This is a genomic window from Cohnella cellulosilytica (assembly GCF_042431195.1).
GTDB classification, from domain to species: Bacteria; Bacillota; Bacilli; order Paenibacillales; family Paenibacillaceae; genus Cohnella; species Cohnella cellulosilytica.
The window spans coordinates 237999-256449 of the sequence record NZ_JBHMDN010000016.1 but is presented as its reverse complement, the minus strand read 5'-3'; the positions used below and the strand labels follow the sequence as shown (position 1 = coordinate 256449).

Sequence of the window (18451 nt, the reverse complement as noted above, 5' to 3'; positions counted from 1 at the left end):
GCTCATTTTATCAGGAAAGCCTCCGCTTTTACAATGGGGGAAAATGGAGCGGTTCCGCCGGTGAATCGGACAGAACGATTGCGGATTCCGCCGCGTTCCGCTCCGCGAGCCTCCGGTAATCCCGCGGGCCGACGCCCGTCTGGCGGCGGAACAGCTCCGCGAAATGATTGTAATTGCGGAAGCCGACGTCGAACGCCGCCTCGGTCGCGGTTCTCCCGAAGTGCCCGATCAGCAAAGCCGCCTGGCGAATGCGCATCCGGTTCAACGCTCCGATCAGGGTGAGGCCCGTCTCTTCCTTGAACAGATGGGACAGTCTGGAGGCGGATAAGCCGACCGAACGGGCGATGTCCTCGATCCTTGGCGTTTCGCCCATATGCGCGGACAGCTCATGCAGAATTTCCTCCACGCGCGGGTCCAGCCTTCTCCGTCCGCGCTCCGCCATAATCAGCAGCGCGCCGCGCAGCTCGTTCTCGCAAACCTGCTGCCAGAGGGAACGCCGTTCCCGGGAGTCCCGCAGCACGTTCCTGAGCGCCCGGTAGACGCGACGCTGCAGATGTCGGTTTCCCAGCGCGGCGACCGTCAGCTCTTCGCGGGGGAAATAGCGGATTTCCTCCAGCTCCGGAAAGTGCGCCCAAATAAAGTTCCAACGGCTCCCCGGAGACGTGCCGTATTCGTGGGGCACGCCGCCGCGCAGCAGCGCCGCGTCTCCCGCTCCGCAGCGTCTCTCCCCGGAAGGCGTGCGAAAATAGCCGCTTCCGCTCACCGTATAGGCCAGCAGACAGTCGTTCATCCCTTCCGGCCTTCTCGTCACGTAACGGTCGGATTCGTTGAAGTGTCCGGCGAAAATCGTGCCGTATGCCGGAGCCGCGTAGCTTCCGACGCTGTCGTACACGGTCAAGCGAATCCCTCCTTCTTCCGCGCCCGAAGCGCGGCTCTTCTATTATAGTCGCCGGGAAAGCGGCCGTCATTGGCATTTCGGAACGAATTGCGCCTTACGGGCGGGCCGTTCGTCGCGCAAGCCGAACCCGGCGCCGCCACGCAAAACGGCGGCACCGGGGAGTTTCCCCGATGCCGCCGTATTCGTCCGGTTCCGAAGCTCTAAGCTGCGAGACCGTTTGTTATTTCGCCGCCTTGCCGAACTTCTCGAGCAGCAATCTTACTTGCTCCTCCATCTGCTTCCCGATCGAGATCGGATCGCCGGGGAGGAAATCGTCCACGTTCACCTGAATGACGCGGTCTTCCTTCACCGCGGGCAAGCTGCGCCATACCGGAGCATTCTCCAGCTCCGCCGCCAGCTTGTCGTTGTCCCCGTTCTGCCAATCGTAGATTGTCAGGAAGATGTAGTCGCCGACGTAGTCCGGCAGCGTCTCCAGAGATGCCGCCAGGTAAGACGGTTCTTTGTCCATGACGGCCTCCTGCACCTTCGGCGGCGCCTTCAGCTGCAGCGTATTATAGAGGTTGAAGGTGCCGCGGCCGAACAAATTGCCGAAAATCTCGATCTGGGAGCTCGGCCAAAACTCCATAACCGTAAACGTAGTGTCCGGATCGATCACCTCGGCCAGCTGCTTGCGATACTGCTCGCCCTTCTCCTGGTACTGCGCAATCCATTCGTCCGCCTTCTCCGACACGCCGGCGATATCGGCGATTTCCTTCAGCTGGTCGAACATCGACTTGGAGCCGTAGCTGAGCACGACCGTTGGCGCGATCTTGGAAAATTCCGCAAGCGTGTCCTTATTGGCCGCGTTGTTGTCCTGGACGATGATCAGGTCGGGCTCCAGGCTCAGCACCTTCTCCAGAGAAATCGGGCTGCCGACGTCCTCCACGCCCTCGATGAGCCCCAGCGGCTTCAGGAACGACGAATTTTCGAACTGGCTGATCTGCGGCGTCGCCGCGGCAATCGGCTTCACGCCGACGGCGAGCAAATGACCCATAAATTGATCGACGATAATGCGCTTGGGATGCGTCGGAATCTCCACCTCGCGGTCGAGATAATCCTTGAAGATCCGGGTTGCCGGTTCGCTCTGCTGCTCCTCCTCCTTCGCTTCCTCTTGGCCGTCCGCTTGCGCGGGGCTGGATACGGCGCTCGGACTTGCGCCGGATGCCGTCGGAGACGCGTTCGAGCCGCAAGCGGAGAACAATGCGCCCAGGATCAGCGTCATCGCAAGCGTCATAATAAGTTTGGGGGTTCCCCTCATAAGCCAGACTTCCCTCTCTGTAGTTAATAATGATAATCAATATCACCAGAAACAATATAAACGAATCCCGCATATCTGAACATAGACGATGATGCCCTAAAAAAATGGACGATCGTGTCCCGCACAACTTCTTGTCTGCCGACCGCCGAATATAGGTTGAACCCAAGAGACGACGAAGGATGATCCAATGAAATGGAAAAAGAGAATGGCTTTGCCGCGAGTTTTGGCTTTGAGCTGCATACCTCTAAAGGTCTTACCGATCAAGGCAGCTCAAAACAACCTGTTCGAAGTCGGCAAAGCCATCTCTTTTGGAATGAAATGGACTGCCTCCCTGGTTCAACCTATAGCGCCTGGAACAGCGATGGCACGGTCTGCAGAAATTTGTGCTGCGTATACGCCGAATAATCGAACCAGGGCCATACCGCGATCGGCGTCACCTCGCCGCGAAGCCCGGCCGCGATCCGTCTCCATTCGTCCGAGCGCCGCAGCCTCTCCCAGTCGCCGGGCTCGTTCCCGCCGCTCTGCAGCATAAGCAAAATATGATCGGCCGGATACCGTTCCAGCTCCTCCGGCGTTACGGTCCGGGGGCGTTCGAGGCCGACGACGCCGTCGGCCGGCTGCAGGCCGAGATCGTCGTACAGCACCCCCGCCACCGTACGGCGTCCGTAAACGATGTACCCCGCTTTGATCCGGTGGACGACAAGCACCGTTTTGCCGCGCATCGCAGGCTGAACCTGGCGGCGGACCTCGGCGGCCAAATGCTCGTATTTGCTCAGACAGGCCTCCGCTTCGGCCGGAATATCCAGAAATTGCGCCACCTGCCGCAGATGCCCGCGCCAATCGTCCGCCAGCCAGGGGACGAACAGCGTAGGCGCGATTTCCCCAATCCGCCGCTGCTCCTCCTCGGGCACGAAATCGTCCACCCCGATAATATAATCGAGGCCGGCGTCCTTCAGCGCCGTCCGATTAAATGCGAAGTCGTGGCTTAATTCCGTTACGATATCCGTCCGATATTTGCGCCTGTACAGGTCCGTCCAGCTGTGGTCGATCGGGGCGGCGTAAGGAACGATCCGCAGCGCCAGCAGCTGCCCGATGTTCGGGAAGCTGTATGCCGCGATTCGCCGCTGTCGGTTGCGGATGTACGTTGCCGGAGGGATGCCCGTCTGCTGCTTGAACTTGCGAATAAAATAAAATTCGTCGTTATATCCGACCCGCGCGGCGATCTCGCTCAGCTTAAGGCCGGACGATTCCATCAGCAGCTTGGCTTTGTTCATCCGCAGCTCGGCCAAATATTCCATCGCGCTTACGCCGTAAGCCGACTTGAACAGGCGCATATAGTAATACCGGCTGACTCCCGCGAGATCCGCAAGCTCGTCGATCGTAATATTTTGCTCGTAATACCGCTGCATATAAGACAGCGTCCGGTTCAGCGCTTCGTCGGAGGTGAGCGGCAGCTCGGCCTCCGCCTCGGCTTCCTTCAACAGAAAGCCGAGCAGCTCGTAAAGAGCGGCCTGAGCCAGCAAACGCCCGGAGGCGTCCCCGCTGCGCCACTCCCGCAAAGCTCTGCGGCACAGCTCGTCCGCCGTCTTGACGTCCGCCAGTATTCTTTTCCCCTTCAAGGGGGATTTGTCGCCGCTCTCGTTCACGTTCGAACCGGCCCCGTCGTCCCCTGCCTCGATCGTATCGAAACAGAGGACGAATATCGTTCCCTCCCCTTCCGGATGGACGCTGACCAGTTGTCCGGGCAGGCCGACGAACGCGCTGCCTCTATGAAGCCGCATCGGGCTGCCGTTGACCGTGACGTGCGCCTTCCCGTCCAGATTCAGCAGCAGCAGGTGCGAATGGAGGTAACAAAGCGGATACAGCCACTTGCTCGCCTGGACCTCCTCGATGGAGCGCAGCTTGAACCACAGGGAATCCATTGCCGCGGATGTATTCATAGCCGCTCTCTCCGCCGCCGGCGATCCGTTTTCTTCTCTTGCGCCTTCATCTATTTTCCCCCACGCCCAAAGTCAACAATTGAGAATTGTTCTCGTTCATATCCTAACGGACGGGACCCGCTTTTTCAATCGCCGTTTTTGGCGAACAGGGGTGAGTTGACGGAACGCTGACGATTCGCCGAGCCCGGTGCCCGCAAGCAAAAAAGCGGCACCGGAGGAAGCTCCCCCGATGCCGCCGAATTCGAATCCGGAATCTCGCAATTGTATTATACGCCCGAATACGCCATAAAGCCGCCGTCGACCGGCACGGTGACGCCCGTCACGAAGCCGGAGACGGAGTCGTCCGCGAGCCACAGCAGCGTACCCAGCAAGTCCTTGGGCTCCCCGAACCTTCTCATCGGTGTATGGGCGATGATCTTGTGGGAGCGTTCCGTCAGCGTCCCGTCTTCGTTCGTGAGCAGCCGGCGATTCTGCTCCGTCAGGAAAAAGCCCGGCGCGATCGCGTTCACCCGAATGCCCGCTTCGGCCATATGTACGGCAAGCCATTGCGTGAAGTTGTCGATCGCTGCCTTGGCCGCACTGTAGGCGGGCACCTTCGTCATCGGGCTCGGCGCGCTCATCGAGGAAATATTGATCACGACCGCGCCCTTCCTGCCGATCATCCGCTTCGCGAAAATTTGCGTCGGAATCAGCGTGCCGACGAAGTTCAAATTCAGCACCGAGGAAAATCCGTCCACCGTCAGGTCGAAAAACGTTTTGACGTACGGCCGGCCCAAATCCTCCGCCTGGAAAATTTCTTTGCTCGTCACCCCGTCGGGATGATTGCCGCCCGCGCCGTTGATCAGAATGTCGCAGCTCCCGAGCTGTTCCGCGACGATCCGGTCCGCCTTCGCCACACTGTCCGGGTCCAGCACGTCGCAGGAGACGGAGATCGCTTCGCCGCCGGCGGCGTTGATGGCGTCGGCCACCGCCCGTCCCTTCTCCTCGTTGCGGTTCAGAACGGCGACCTTAACCCCGAATTTCGCCAACTCCTTCGCCATCTCCGAGCACAGCACGCCGCTTCCCCCGGTGATGACGGCGACTTTGCCGCGCAGCCCTTCTTTGGATAACGTCATTGTCCGCTTCCCTCCAGCCTCGCCGTTTTCTCGCGCGCAACCGAATCCCAGACGCCCCACAAATACATAATGCCGAGCGCTCTGTCGTACAGCCCGTAGCCGGGGCGGCATTTCTCGTCCCAGATGTGCCGTCCGTGATCCGGCCTCGCGTAGCCGGTAAAGCCGGTTTCGGCGTACGCCCGCACGATGCCCGCGATATCGACCGAGCCGTCTTGGGTACGGTGCGAGGTTTCGATAAAGTCGCCGTTATCGTATACCTTCACGTTGCGGATATGCGCGAACGGGATTCGGCCCGCGAATTCCTTGACCATCGCCGCGATGTCGTTGTCGGGATTCGCGCCCAGCGACCCGCTGCACAGCGTGACTCCGTTCGACGGGCTGTCCACGAAGTCCAGAATGCGGCGAATGTCGTCCCTGTTTTTGACGATGCGGGGCAGGCCGAAAATCGAGAACGGCGGATCGTCGGGATGGATGCCCATTTTAATGTCGTAGTGCTCGGCGACGGGAACGACCTGCTCCAGGAAGTAGCGCAGATTGCTGCGCAAATCGTCCTCGGTCACGCCCCGGTAGGCCTCGAACAATTCGCTCAGCCTGCCGAGCCGTTCCGGCTCCCAGCCCGGCATCGTAAAGTCGGGGTTGTCGGCGATCTGGCGGACAAGCTCCATCGGATCGAGATTCTGGATTTTCGCTTTTTCGAAAAACAAAGCGGTCGAGCCGTCTTCCATTTCCTTGAACAAATCCGTCCGCGCCCAGTCGAATACCGGCATGAAGTTGTAGCAGATCGTCTTCACGCCGACGGAAGCCAGCTTCGCGATCGTTTTCTTGTAATTTTCGATATAGCGATCGCGAGAGGGCAGGCCGAGCTTGATGTCCTCGTGCACGTTCACGCTCTCGACGACCTCCAGGTGCAGGCCGGACTCCTCCGACCATTTCTTGTAGGTCATGATTTTGTCCGTCGGCCATTCCTCGCCCGCCGGGACGTCATGGAGCATCCATACGATGCCCTCCACCCCGGGAATCTGCTTGATCTGGTTCAACGTCACCGTATCGTTGCCTTCCCCGTACCATCTGAATACCATTTTCACCGCGTTGTCCCTCCTCCAGATTGTTCATTCCCGTACCCCGAAGCCTCGGGCATGCCGACGTTCGCAGTAAAAAACTGCGGCAGACCAATTGACGCACATGTGACGTACATGAACTCTCCAGAATCTTTTGAAGTAAAGGTGTACGAAATAGATTAACCTCCGCTATGGCTCTACCCGTGCTTCGACATGCGATTCCTTCGAGCCTTCAGGCTCCAAAATCGGTCGAAGCCGCCCAGTAACGGCCTACCGGACCGTTAAAAGCGGGCTGCTGCCCGCATTGGCCTGCGTAACGGCCTACCGGACCGTTAAAAGCGGGCTGCTGCCCGCATGGGCCTGCGTAACGGCCTACCGGACCGTTAAAAGCGGGCTGCTGCCCGCATTGGCCTGTGTAACGGCCTACCGGACCGTTAAAAGCGGGCAGTTGCCCGCTTGGGCCTGCGTAACGGCCTACCGGACCGCTAAAAGCGGGCAACTGCCCGCTTGGGCCTGTGTAACGGCCTACCGGACCGTTAAAAGTGGGCTGCTGCCCGCATGGGCCTGCGTAACGGCCTACCGGACCGCTAAAAGCGGGCTGCTGCCCGCATGGGCCTGCTTAGCAGCCCCCCAGACCGTTAAAAGCGGGTTGGTTGAGTAGAAGGTTCGCGATTCCTTCGAGTTCATGCATGCGAGTTGGCCGGTCCATAGAAAAAAACCGCCCGGAACCGGCTTGGCGCGCGATAGGCCTCCTCATCGCTGCCTTCTTGTGGTATCTTATCTCCATCGGGAGATTACGCCGGCAAGCTTCGGTTAAGGAAAGGATAGCGCTCGGATGACCTATGTACAAGCCTTCAATTTGAGCGAGATGAAGCTTTATTATACTTATCGGCGAACAAGCGCCGATTCCGATCAATTTCACGGGACGTTTCATGCCCATAACGGCATTGAAATTCTGATCGTTCACGAGGGCAGCGGCACGCTGGTCGTCGACCAGAAGAGCTACGAGGTCGCGCCCGGCATGCTGTGCGTGTTCCAGCCGTACCAGCTGCATCACATTCAGATGGACATCCGTCCGCAGAAGCCCTTCGTTCGCTCGGTCATTCAGTTTGTGCCCTCGCTTTACGAAGGTTATTTCGACAAGTGGCCGGGCCTGCTCGCCTTCTTCAAGCAAATCCACACGAGCAAGCTGCCGTATCCGTGCCTCTACGGCCTGGACGGGAACGACCCGCTGCACACGGTGCTGCAGCGCTTCGACCGGAAGCGCTCCTCCCTCGCCAAGAAGGACGAGCCGGAGGAGTTTTCCTTGTTCCTGGTCGAGTTCTACCACGCCTTCAGAGCGGTCTGGGAACGAAATTCCGGACAGCTCGGGCCGGGTCTGACGCGCAAGGTTCACCAGGCCGAGCGCATCCTCGTCTGGCTGGAGAGCCATTACGCCGAGCCGCTGCGCCTAAGCCAGATGGCCGCCGAGCTCCATCTGTCGCCGTACCATCTGTCGCATCTGTTCAAGGAATGCACCGGGTCCAGCATCTCCGACTACGTGACGGCGAGACGTTTGCAGCAGGCGATCAAGCTGCTGACCTCGACGGACCAGGCCGTCGCCCGCGTCGGAGAAGCGATCGGATTGACGAACTGCTCCTACTTCTGCAAGCTGTTCAAAACCCGTTACGGGGTCACGCCGCACCAATACCGGAAGCTGGCGCTGAATCCGCCCGGCGCTACCGCCGTCCCGCGTTCGTGATGACGATGGCGTCGCGCTGCGCGATCAGGCACAGCTCCGCCGCTTTGAACGCATGCTCCTGCGTCATCGCGTTCTCCGTGCGATGCAGGCAGTCCAGAATCAATTGCCCGAAATAAGGAAAGCCCGTCTGACCGTTCACGGCAAAATGACGCTCGCCTTCATGATTCACCAAATATACGTGGTCGCCCGTCTGCTCGCGGGCGATATCGACGTATTTGCGAAGCTCGATATAACCGTCGGAGCCGAGAATCATCATGCGGCCGTCTCCCCAGGTGCTCAGCCCGTCCGGCGTCATCCAATCGAGCCGGAAGTAGCCGGTCGCGCCGTTGTCCCCGACGAGCGAGACGTCGCCGAAATCCTCGAAGTTCGGATATTGCGGGTAATTATAGTTGGCGACCTTGCTGTGAACGACCCGCGCGTCCTTCGCTCCCGTGAACTGCAGAAACTGCTCGATCTGGTGGCTGCCGATATCGCACAGAATGCCGCCGAATTTCTCCTTCTCGAAAAACCAGGCCGGCCTGTTCTTCGCGTTGATCCGGTGCGGCCCCAGCCCCATGACCTGCAGGACGCGCCCGATCGCCCCTTGCTTGATGAGCTGCTCGGCGTACACCGAGCTCTCCGTATGCAGGCGCTCGCCGTAATAAACCGCGTATTTGCGCCCGGTCTCGGCGACCTTCGCGCGCGCCGCCTCCAGCTGCTCCAGCGTCGTGAACGGCGCCTTGTCCGCGAAGTAGTCCTTGCCGCTGTCCATCACCCGCAGGCCAAGCGGCCCGCGGTCGGACGGGATCGCCGCGGACGCGACAAGCCGGACTTCCTCATCCTGCAGAATCGTCTCCAGCGAGTCTGCCGCCCGGACCTCCGGATAGGTTTTGAGAAATCGCTCCACCTTCTCCGAATCGGGATCGTACACCCACTTGAGCTGTCCCCCCGCCTCCCGCAAGCCGTTGCACATTCCGTAAATATGCCCGTGATCCAGACCCGCGGCCGCGAATACGAACTCGCCCGGTTGACATACCGCGTTGAAGTGGCCTTGAGGCGCGTAATTCATGCCGTCGCTTTTGGACATCGCGATTTATTCCTCCTTCTTGTAGCTGCTGCCGATCGTAATTTCCTGCGGCGCGAAATTGTCGACCGACGTCTTCTTCTCATAGAAATGCGTCGCGTTCTCCTGCATGCCGGCCCTCGTATAGAACTTGTTCTGCGGGTCCAGCGGAAGCTTCACGAGCCCGCCGGTGCTGGCGGAGGCGTAGACCGCCGTAATGAACTCCAGCGTCCGCCGGCCGCTCTCGCCGTCGATCAGCACCGGCGCTCCGGTCTCGATCGCCGTCAGCACGTTGTCGATCTGCCCGGCATGTCCTTCGTGCTCGATCTCGGGCAGCCCGTCGTACAGCGTCTGCAGCCGCTCCTCCAGCTCGCGGTTCGGCTCGGGGAAGCCGTTGGGTCTCGAATTCGACGCTTTTACCTTCCAGGGGACGGATACCCGCGCTTTCTCCCCCTGGAAAATCAACTGCTGCTCCTCTCCGTGATGGACGACGGAGCTGGTGACCTGCCCCAGGGAACCGCTGCCGTATCGCAGCATAGCGACGGAAATGTCCTCGACCTCGGCGTTATCGTGCGAGACGTTGCCCATGAACGCCTGCACCTCCGCGGGACTTCCCATCATCCACAGCAGCGCGTCGATATGGTGAACGGCATGATTAAGCGTCGGTCCGCCGCCTTCCTTCTCCCACGTGCCGCGCCACCACAGATCGTAATAGCAGTGGCCTCGCCACCAGAAGGAATCGACCTGGACATGGCCGATTTTGCCCATCAGTCCGCTCTCCAGCACCGTCTTCAATTTCATCATCGGCGTTCTGAAGCGATTCTGCGCGACGACGGACATTGTCTTGCCCGTCCTGCGCTGAGCCTCGATCATCCGATCGCACTCTTCTAACGAAGATGCCATCGGCTTCTCCACCAGCACGTGCGAACCCGCTTCCATAAATTCCTCCGCAAGCGCCGCGTGCGTGTAAGGCGGCGTACAGATCGAGACGAGATCGATCTCCTCCCGGAGCAGCTCCCGATAATCTTCGACGGCTCGCGCGTCCAGCCCGTATTGCTCGATTCGGCCGAGCGCTTTATCCACGTACAGATCGGAGATCGCAACGATGCGGCACCTCTCCGGAAACCTCAAATAACCTTCGATATGCGCCGACGAAATCGCTCCGGCTCCGATAATCGCAACCTTCAACATGCTTGCCCGCCTCCTTATGCGATGTCTGGTCCTAGCATATCAAGGAAGCGCGAACGCAAGTGACGCTACTTTGTACAAAAATACCGCTGCTTTGCGGTTATGGATACGCAGCATGTCCGTCAAACTATTCGAGCGGTTGTCCGCGAACGCGAAGAAGAGGCTGTGCCATAAGCAGAGCTGCTTGAGAGGATCGATAGACAAAGAAGGGGTATGTACCTCCTGGAGATGCCTCATACGCTCCTGAAATCACCGATTAACGGGTTTATCATTCTCATTTCAGGAGCGTATAGCATCGGAAGGAGGTACATACCCCTTGAACCTTGTTCATCGATTATCTTTATCAAGCAGCTTGATTCGCTTATGGCACAGCCCCTTCCGGGCAGCCGTCAGCCGTTCACGAAACCGTCAGCCGACTCATTAGGGAACCAGGGCCGCAAGCACGTCGTCGATCTTCATGCTGTCCGCCGCCGGCCCGTTCAGCATCCAATGCCTCGCGGACACGATGTGCACCTGTCCCCGCTTCACTGCGGGAATCTCCTGCCAGACTTTCAATTTCTCCAATTCCCCCAGTTGCTCCACCGTGTTCCGATAATCGTCCTCCATGTCGTAGGAGCCTCCGACCGTAAGGAACAGATCGTTGGCGGTCAGCTCGGGCAGCACTTCGAACGACGCCGTCTTCCCCCAGGCGCCCTCCTCCTCTTTGGCCTGCAATTCCAGCAAATAAGCGTCCGCCGTCAAGCCCAGTTCGTTATAAAGAGTGCTTGTGTACGCATACGCCGGGAAAAATAACTGCACGTCCTTGGAGGAAGGACGGATAAAGACGACCGAACGCTCGGAGCCGACAGCCTCGACGATCGCTTCCTTCGCCTGCTTCAGCTTGTCCTCGTAAGCCCGAACGACCGCGTGCGCCTGCTCTTCCCGGCCAAGCGCCTTCCCAAGCTCGACGATGGAGGTTTGCCAATTCCCGCGGTCGTAGACGACGGTCGGAGCGATCTTGCTCAGACTGGCGTACGTTTCTTCGTCCGAGGGCAGCAAATACGCGACGATCAAATCCGGCTTGGCGTCAAGAATGGCTTCGTAGTTCATCTGCCCCGGCGTATAGCTCGCCGGAATGTTTTTCTGCTGCAGCGTATCGTACAAATAATGGCCTTCCATCGATTGGGCCTGCACGAGCGGAGCGTCAAGCGCCAGCAGGATGTCCTCCAGCCCGGCGGAGGCGATCCGCTGCGGGTCGGCCGGAATTTCCGTCTCCCCCATCAGATGCGTCACCTTGACGGTCTGCGCCTGCTGCGGCGCGACGCTGCTCTGGCTGGCCGCAGGCGACCCGGCCGCGGCGGGCGATTCGTTCGCCCCCGACGGGCTTGCGCAGCCGCTGAACAGCAAAGTCACGCACAGCAGCATCACGGCGGCCATTGATACTTTCAAATCCTTATGCATTGGAAAATCTCCCTCTCCACCCTGTTGATAACGATTCTCAATAAGATTATAGCCACGGGACAGAAGAGGAGCAATGGCTTGGTCTGAACGCTTCGATGGATTATTCTGAACCGGATGGCGCCCCGCGGCCGCGGAACGGTAGCGCAGCGGCGGCAGCCCGGTCTGCTTCTTGAACGCGCGGCTGAAATAGTACACGTCCGGGTAGCCGATACTCGCCGCGATCTCCTGCAGGGCCGCGTCCGTCTCCGCCAACAGACGTTTGGCATGCTCCATGCGCACGCGGGTCAAATAATCGTTCGGAGTCGTCCCGAGCCTTTTTTTCAGCAGCCGGGACAAATAGCTGGCGCTGCAGTCGAGCAGCCCGGCGAGGCCTTCCACCGTAATCGGCTGCGCGTAATTGTCCTGGATGTAGCGAACGGCTTGCCCGACCAGGTCCGGCCCGTCCGCCGAAGCTTCGTGCAGCTTCAGCTGGGCGATCCATTCATGCGCGAATTGGTGGAACAACCCCCTTGCCAGCAGCTTGTCCAGCGGAGTGCGCCGACGCCAGCTTTCCTCCATTTTTCTCGCCATCGCTTCGAGCGCGAGCGGGTCGGCCGGCGCAAATCCGCAGCGCATCCGGAACGGGTTGCCGCGTTCCAGCATTCGATTCAGCAGGCGGCTGCCGGATAAGGGAAGCCGCGCCTTATACAGAATCATATCGTACGCCATGCCGTCCCCGGTCGGGAAAATGTTCAGCGTGTCGCCTTTCCCCCCATGCATCAAATAAAAGCCTTCGACCGCGTAATCCGTTCCGGCCAAAGTTACCCGCGCGCTTCCCCGCCTGATCCACAGCAAAGCGCTGGACGGCAGCGCATAGCCGCGCAGATCATCCCCCGGAGAGCGCGCGACGCATCTGATATCCAGCAATTTAATGGCGGCTTCGTTCCACAGCAGCAGCCGCTCGTCCCAATTCATTCCGTTCTCCTCCTTCCCCGGGCTCCGTCCGCCATCCCCTTCCATACGGAAGAAACGGGTGGCAAACATTCCCTTGTTCCTTTATAGTAGACTCAACTATCCCCATCGCGCAGGAGGCGAATGAAGCAGTGGAATATATAAGAGATTACGCCATGTACGCCTCGATTTTCGGACTGTTCAGCTTCGTCTGGTTCGGCTGGGCGCAGGAGGGTCCGCGGGCCGGCTGGCGAAAATATTTGGGCGCCGCCTCCGGAGCGGCGATGCTGATCTGCCTGGTCGGCGTCTATCTCAGCGCGACGAATTGGGATGCCGCGTCCGCCTTGTCGGAGCAAACCGCTTTCGGCAACTATTTGATTTCGGTATACGCCGAGTTTGCTTTGGCCGGCATCGGCGCTTTTATTCTGATCCGGTTGAAACGCGCCGGCGATGTCGCCCCATGGATCGCCTTCATCGTCGGCATTCATTTCATCGGCCTGCAGAGCGTATTCCAGGATCGCAGCCTGTATGTTCTGGCGGCGCTTCTCGTGGCGGCGGCCGTCGTCGGCTACTTCGTCTCCCCCAGGCTGCAGGTGGCCAAGAGCGCGATTACCGGCATCGGCGCCGGAACGGTCCTGTTCGTCTTCGCCGTATCGGGGCTGATCCGGTTCTGGATGGCCTGACCCTGCGAGCGGCCGAAACCGGAAGTCGGGCGCGGCAGCCGGCGTTGACTCGACCGGTCGGATATTGGTCCCCCGCTAACCCAATAGGCGCAGCACGTCCTCGATTTTACGCTGATGGGACATCACTCCGTAATTCATCCAGGAGAAAAAGTCGACCTCGTGCACCTGCCCTTTCCGGACGGCGGGAAGGGCTTCCCACGCCGGCGAATCGAGCAGCTGCCGCCCTTCTCCTTCCCGCTTGTCGAACGTGATGAACAGGTGATCGGCGTCCAGCCCGGCCAACGTCTCCGGCTCGACGGCCGCTCTCCGTTCGTGCGGCATCAAGCGTCCGAGCAAAGCCGGTTCCTTCAAGCCCAAATCCCCGTAGAGCACCGGCCCCGTATAGCCGAGCCGGCTGCCGCCGTACAAATAGACCGAGAGCTCGGAAATGCGCAGCACGGCGACGGACGGCGGGCTTCCGCGCCAGGCGACGGACAGCGCCGCTCTCGCCCGCTCCGCTTTGTTCTCGTATCGCGCGATCGCCTCTGCGGCCCGGTCCTGGACTCCGAAGACGGCCGCAATCGTATGCAGCGTCTCCCTCCAGTCCTCGGCCGTCGCCGGCAGCCGGAGGACGGGGGCGACGCCGCGGCACCGCTCCAGACTCCAGCGTCGGTAGCCCCCGTCCAGAAGGATCAGCTCGGGCCGATAACCCGCAAGCGCGTCCCAATCGCCGGCGGACAGGTCGAAGCCGGGAACGTCGCGCAGGCCGAGATAGTCCTGCATGCCCCAGATCCGATCGTAAAACTGCACGACCGGCTTGATGTCCAGCGCCACCAGGAAATCCTCCAGAAACGGCGCGAACGCCCGATCCGGATTGCGGCGCCTGCGTCGGAACTGTCCCGGGGTGACGCCCGCCTCCTGCTTAAAGCGCCGGTTGAAATAATACTCGTCGCTATAGCCGACCGCCTGGGCGATATCGCCCAGCTTGTCCTGCGTGAGCACCAGCAGCTGCTGGGCTTTCTCTATCCGCAGCCCGTTCAGAAATTCCAGCGGAAGCTGGCCGGTCAGCTCCTTGAACAGCTGCGTGTATTTCGCCCGGGTCGTGCCGGCCGACGCGGCCAGCTGATCCACCGTCAGCGGCAGCGCGTATTGGTTCTGCAGCTCTGCGGCGGTGCGCAGCACCTCCTGCCTGATTCGGGCTTCGAAGGTGGCGGAGCGGTTCTGCTTGCCCAGGAAAACCAGCAGCTCCCCAAAGCGGATCTGGTTCTCGAACGCCTCCAGCTCGTCCTGCGTTTCCCGCTGCCGGTAGAGCGCGTCGAGCAGCAGCAGGCATTGGGAGAACGGCGTGCAGCACAAAGCTCCGGTCGGGAGCAGGCTTCCGGCGCGCGCGCCCTCCTCGGACGAATCGAAGCCAAGCAGATAATGGCTTAAGCCGTCGGCTCCCGCCTCGAATCTCAGCGTTCTTCCGCGTTCGACCAGATGGACGCTGCCCTGCTTCAGCTCGCAGCCCGCCCCGTCGACGACCAGCCTCCCTTTTCCCGCGGTTACCGCAACGAGCGCGAAGCGCGAATCCAAAGCCGTCGTCCGCTCCGCGAACGCCTCCTCCCTCCGAAATACGATGGATCGTATCGCGTACCGCGCCGAAGCTCTCAGCCGCGCCGTTGCGTCCTGCATAACTTCTTGCCCCTTTATCCTCGCAGCAATACTGAGAATGATTTTCAATCCGTGTTATCAGTGTATAAGAAAAAGAAGAGCTCTTCAATGATCGTCATTGAAAAGCCCTTCCCGAATCGCCCTATTATTTCACCATCAGCCTCAGCAGATCGTCCAGCTTCATCGAATTGGCCGTAATCGCCCCGCTCTGCCAATGGCTCCGTTCGACCTTGTAAATATTGCCCTTCTGGAAGGCGGGGACGGATTTCCACAGCGGGCTGTCCAGCAGCTTAAAGTCCTCCTGGTATTCCGGCGTGTCCCAGCTGCCGTTGGAAGGAATGAAGATGATGTGATCGGCGCCGAGATCCGGAATAACCTCTTCGGAGATAATGCTCTGGAAATCGGTCATCTCCGCGGCCATCCGAATCGGCTCAAGCCCGAATTCCGTATAGATGACGCCCGCGTAGCGGTTCTTCACCCCGAACAGGGCAAGCGTCTTCTCGCCTACGTTCACCCGGACGACGGCCACCTTCTCGTTGCCGACGGCCGACTCCAGCTTCGCTTTCGCGTCGGCGACCTTGCTCTCGTAGTCGGCGATGACCTGCTCGGCTTTCTCCGGAAGGTTAAGCACGTCCGCGACGACCTTCAAAATGTCCGGCGAGCTTTGCAGCACGCTTTCCGGCAGCCGGTAGGTAGGCGCGATCTTCGAGTAGGTCTCGTACTTCTCCTTGTCCACCGAGCCGTCCACGATAATCAGATCGGGGTTGTACGACAGCAGCGCCTCGATGCTTCCCGTCGTGTCGAACAGCGGAACGTCCAGATCCAGGTAATCCTGCTTGCCCCACAGCGGATGGTACCACTGTGCGACCGGCGTCACGCCGAGCGCCTTCAAGTAATCCTCGACGTAAACTCCGACGACGCGCTGGGGATGCGCCGGTACTTCGACTTCGCCAAACTCGTCCGTCACGATTCTCGTGTCCCCATCGTCTCGCGTCTCCTGCGACGGCTCGGACGACGATGCCGACGGCGGCGCGGACAGCGATTCGGCGGCCGGCGCCGGCGAAGACGAAACCTCCGGGTTCGACTTGCCTCCGCAGGCGGCCAGCGCCGCGACCAATAGAATAGCCAGGGCGAGCGCCGCGGCTTTGTTTGTTTTTGCCAACATGATGAATCCCCTCTCCGTAGTCTCGCTGTAATTGATATTCATTCTCAATTACCACACGGACAATATTACGGAAAGGAAGCGGAACTCTCAATGCACATTCTCGTCGGAGTTTTTGTACAAAACGTCCGGGTCGATTGCGGCTGTCCGAATGGGCCCGGACGACGGCGCGGCCCCGGGCGCATCCGAGTCTTTCAGAGGCGTGCCGACGTTCCGAGGTCGGCTGCTCGTTCGCTTTTGCGATATTCGTACGCGGAGGATTGGATCGTCTGCACATGATGAAACGCCGCCGCCTGCGTAAAGATATCGAACAGCTTGGTGAAATCGGCAATTTTCAGCTGAAAATTGATTTGCGTCAATTGCATATTCGTCGCATTCTTCTGCCGGGGCTCCGGAACGGCTTTAAAGCTTTTGACCACGACGCCGTTCCGTCCGAAGAGCTGCATCAAATCCGGCATCGCTTCCGGGACTTCCATGATCTTGATACTGACGTTGTGATACCTTCTGTTTTTCATCCACCGCTTCTCCCAGCGATTGAACAGATGCAAGCTGATCAGGACGAGAACGGAGGCGCTGATTGCGCCTTTATAAAACCCGGCGCCTACGCAAAGCCCTATCGATGCCACCACCCAGACAGAGGCGGCGGTCGTCAAGCCGGTCACCATGCTGCCATTGCGCAGAATCGCTCCCGCGCCAAGAAATCCGATGCCGCTCACTACTTGCGCCGCAAGGCGCGCCGGGTCTATGCGGATGTTCGGTTCGTCTATGAATTCCGAGAAGCCGTAAATGGATAAAATCATAAGAGTTGCGGATCCCAGGCATACGAGAATGTGCGTGCGAAAGCCGGCAGGATGGTTATTCCACTCTCTTTCTATACCGATCAGGCCGCCGAGTACGATCGCAACCGTCATTCTAAGCGCAAGCTCCGGGAAGGTAATCCGCCATATCGATTCGCTCGCAAACCAGCTGTCCAGCCAATGCAACGACCCTCACCTCGCTATCGCTTCGCACTTGTCACGACATCGTAAATCAATTGCGTTTTCGGCACCGCCTCTGCACTCACAGTGAATGCTTCCTGCAGCGCTTTTTCCGCATCCGGTACATGCTCCGCGTTGGAATGCAGAACACATAGCGGTTCATTTTGATCCACCCAATCGCCAAGCTTTTTATTTAAGGTAATTCCGGCGGCGTAATCAATCGAATCCTCCTTTTTCTTTCTCCCTGCGCCGGACATCATGGCGGCCAGACCGATTTTGTCCGTATCCATAGCTTGAATGTAACCGGCTTTCGGCGCTATTATCGCCCGGTGATAACGAGCCTGGGGAAGCAAGCGCGGATTTTCGACCATGCCCGCATCCCCTCCCTGCGCCTTTACGAATCGAAGAAACGCGTCAAAGGCCAAGCCCGAATCAAGTATCCTTTCCAACTCCTCGCAGGCCTGGTCCGTATTCGAAAACCGTCCGGCTATGACGGTCATATGCGCGGCCAACGTAATCGATAGAGTTCTCAGGTCTTCGACGTTCCGGCCTCGGAGCACGTCAATCGCCTCTTTGACTTCATTCGCGTTCCCGATCTCATAACCAAGCGGCTGATTCATATCCGTAATCAGGGCGACTGTCTCCCTGCCTAAATTCTTACCGATGGCCACCATTTGCTCGGCGAGCCGTTTCGCTTCCCCGATGCTTTTCATAAACGCTCCCGAGCCGACCTTCACGTCCAGAACGATCCCGTCCGCTCCCGAAGCGATCTTCTTGCTCATGACCGAGCTGGCGATCAGCGGAATCGAATTGACGGTATCCGTCACATCTCTCAGCGCATACATTTTTTTATCCGCCGGAGCCAGATTCCCGGTCTGACCGGCTAAAGCCAATTGAATGTTGTTGACTTGATGAATGAACTGCGGAATGGTCAGCTCCACTTGAAAGCCTTCTATCGCTTGCAGCTTATCGATTGTTCCACCGGTATTCCCAAGCCCCCTCCCGGACATTTTGGCTACGGGAACGCCGGCGGCGGCAACAAGGGGAGCCACGATCAAGGTCGTTTTATCCCCTACCCCTCCCGTGGAGTGCTTGTCTACGACCTTGCCGCTTATTCCCGATAAATCCAGGAGATCGCCGGAGCGCGCCATAGCCGAGGTCAGGGAAGCAATCTCCCGGTCCTCCATCCCCTTGAAAAACACAGCCATGCAAAACGCGGCCATCTGATAGTCGGGAATATCTCCTTCCGTAAATCCGCGGATCATAAACCCGATTTCTTCCTCCGACAGAGCGTTCCCCAGTTTCTTTTGATGAATCAGGTCCACCATTCTCATACCGTTCTCTCCTT

15 protein-coding genes are annotated in these 18451 nt (G+C 59.4%); 3 read left to right on the top strand and 12 right to left on the bottom strand.

The genetic code is table 11. The features are described 5' to 3' along the window. Nucleotides 1–28: 28 nt before the first annotated feature. The 5 genes from ACFFT4_RS13115 to uxuA form a co-directional block, all read right to left on the bottom strand. On the bottom strand, nt 29–892 hold the full coding sequence (locus tag ACFFT4_RS13115; RefSeq protein WP_378048439.1) for a helix-turn-helix domain-containing protein: 864 nt from the start codon (nt 890–892) through the stop codon (nt 29–31). Between the two features lie 226 nt (nt 893–1118). Then, nucleotides 1119–2195, bottom strand: a complete 1077-nt coding sequence (locus ACFFT4_RS13110) for an ABC transporter substrate-binding protein (protein ID WP_378048264.1) — start codon at nt 2193–2195, stop codon at nt 1119–1121. 341 nt (nt 2196–2536) lie between these two features. Next, the gene (locus ACFFT4_RS13105; protein WP_378048262.1) at nt 2537–4135 is read right to left on the bottom strand and encodes a helix-turn-helix domain-containing protein; all 1599 of its coding nucleotides are present in this window, start codon (nt 4133–4135) and stop codon (nt 2537–2539) included. Between the two features lie 266 nt (nt 4136–4401). After that, the gene (locus ACFFT4_RS13100; RefSeq protein ID WP_378048260.1) at nt 4402–5250 is read right to left on the bottom strand and encodes an SDR family oxidoreductase; all 849 of its coding nucleotides are present in this window, start codon (nt 5248–5250) and stop codon (nt 4402–4404) included. Next, nucleotides 5247–6335, bottom strand: coding sequence for a mannonate dehydratase (gene uxuA / locus ACFFT4_RS13095; protein ID WP_378048259.1), 1089 nt, complete (start codon nt 6333–6335; stop codon nt 5247–5249). The genes ACFFT4_RS13100 and uxuA overlap by 4 nt, the downstream gene beginning before the upstream one ends. Nucleotides 6336–6612: 277 nt before the next feature. Between uxuA and ACFFT4_RS13090 the strand changes: the two genes are divergently transcribed. Both ACFFT4_RS13090 and ACFFT4_RS13085 read left to right on the top strand, forming a co-directional pair. Beyond that, the gene (locus ACFFT4_RS13090) at nt 6613–6969 is read left to right on the top strand and encodes a hypothetical protein (protein ID WP_378048257.1); all 357 of its coding nucleotides are present in this window, start codon (nt 6613–6615) and stop codon (nt 6967–6969) included. Nucleotides 6970–7143: 174 nt separating this feature from the next. Next, nucleotides 7144–8049 (top strand): helix-turn-helix domain-containing protein, encoded by a 906-nt coding sequence (locus tag ACFFT4_RS13085; protein ID WP_378048256.1) that lies wholly within the window; start codon nt 7144–7146, stop codon nt 8047–8049. Here the strand turns inward: ACFFT4_RS13085 and ACFFT4_RS13080 are convergent. From ACFFT4_RS13080 to ACFFT4_RS13070, 3 genes are all read right to left on the bottom strand, one after another. After that, the gene (locus ACFFT4_RS13080) at nt 8027–9115 is read right to left on the bottom strand and encodes a Gfo/Idh/MocA family protein (RefSeq protein WP_378048255.1); all 1089 of its coding nucleotides are present in this window, start codon (nt 9113–9115) and stop codon (nt 8027–8029) included. The genes ACFFT4_RS13085 and ACFFT4_RS13080 overlap by 23 nt on opposite strands. A 6-nt stretch (nt 9116–9121) precedes the next feature. Continuing rightward, nucleotides 9122–10282 (bottom strand): Gfo/Idh/MocA family protein, encoded by a 1161-nt coding sequence (locus ACFFT4_RS13075; RefSeq protein WP_378048254.1) that lies wholly within the window; start codon nt 10280–10282, stop codon nt 9122–9124. Nucleotides 10283–10699: 417 nt separating this feature from the next. Then, entirely contained in the window at nt 10700–12673 is a 1974-nt protein-coding gene (locus ACFFT4_RS13070) for a helix-turn-helix domain-containing protein (protein WP_378048252.1), read from the bottom strand. Between the two features lie 128 nt (nt 12674–12801). On the opposite strand from ACFFT4_RS13070, the gene ACFFT4_RS13065 reads away from it, so the two are divergent. Further along, entirely contained in the window at nt 12802–13332 is a 531-nt protein-coding gene (locus ACFFT4_RS13065; protein ID WP_378048251.1) for a hypothetical protein, read from the top strand. A 75-nt stretch (nt 13333–13407) separates the two neighbouring features. Here the strand turns inward: ACFFT4_RS13065 and ACFFT4_RS13060 are convergent, their stop codons facing one another. From ACFFT4_RS13060 to ACFFT4_RS13045, 4 genes are all read right to left on the bottom strand, one after another. Next, nucleotides 13408–14985 carry a helix-turn-helix domain-containing protein gene (locus ACFFT4_RS13060; protein ID WP_378048249.1) on the bottom strand — a complete coding sequence of 526 codons (1578 nt, stop codon included), beginning with the start codon at nt 14983–14985 and terminating at the stop codon, nt 13408–13410. A 124-nt stretch (nt 14986–15109) separates the two neighbouring features. Beyond that, the gene (locus ACFFT4_RS13055; protein WP_378048247.1) at nt 15110–16129 is read right to left on the bottom strand and encodes an ABC transporter substrate-binding protein; all 1020 of its coding nucleotides are present in this window, start codon (nt 16127–16129) and stop codon (nt 15110–15112) included. A 191-nt stretch (nt 16130–16320) separates the two neighbouring features. Beyond that, nucleotides 16321–17037: an MgtC/SapB family protein gene (locus ACFFT4_RS13050; protein ID WP_378048437.1), complete on the bottom strand. Its 717-nt coding sequence runs from the start codon at nt 17035–17037 to the stop codon at nt 16321–16323. Nucleotides 17038–17123: 86 nt separating this feature from the next. Beyond that, complete coding sequence (locus ACFFT4_RS13045; RefSeq protein ID WP_378048245.1) at nt 17124–18437, bottom strand: pyrimidine-nucleoside phosphorylase; 1314 nt, start codon at nt 18435–18437, stop codon at nt 17124–17126. Nucleotides 18438–18451 lie beyond the last annotated feature (14 nt).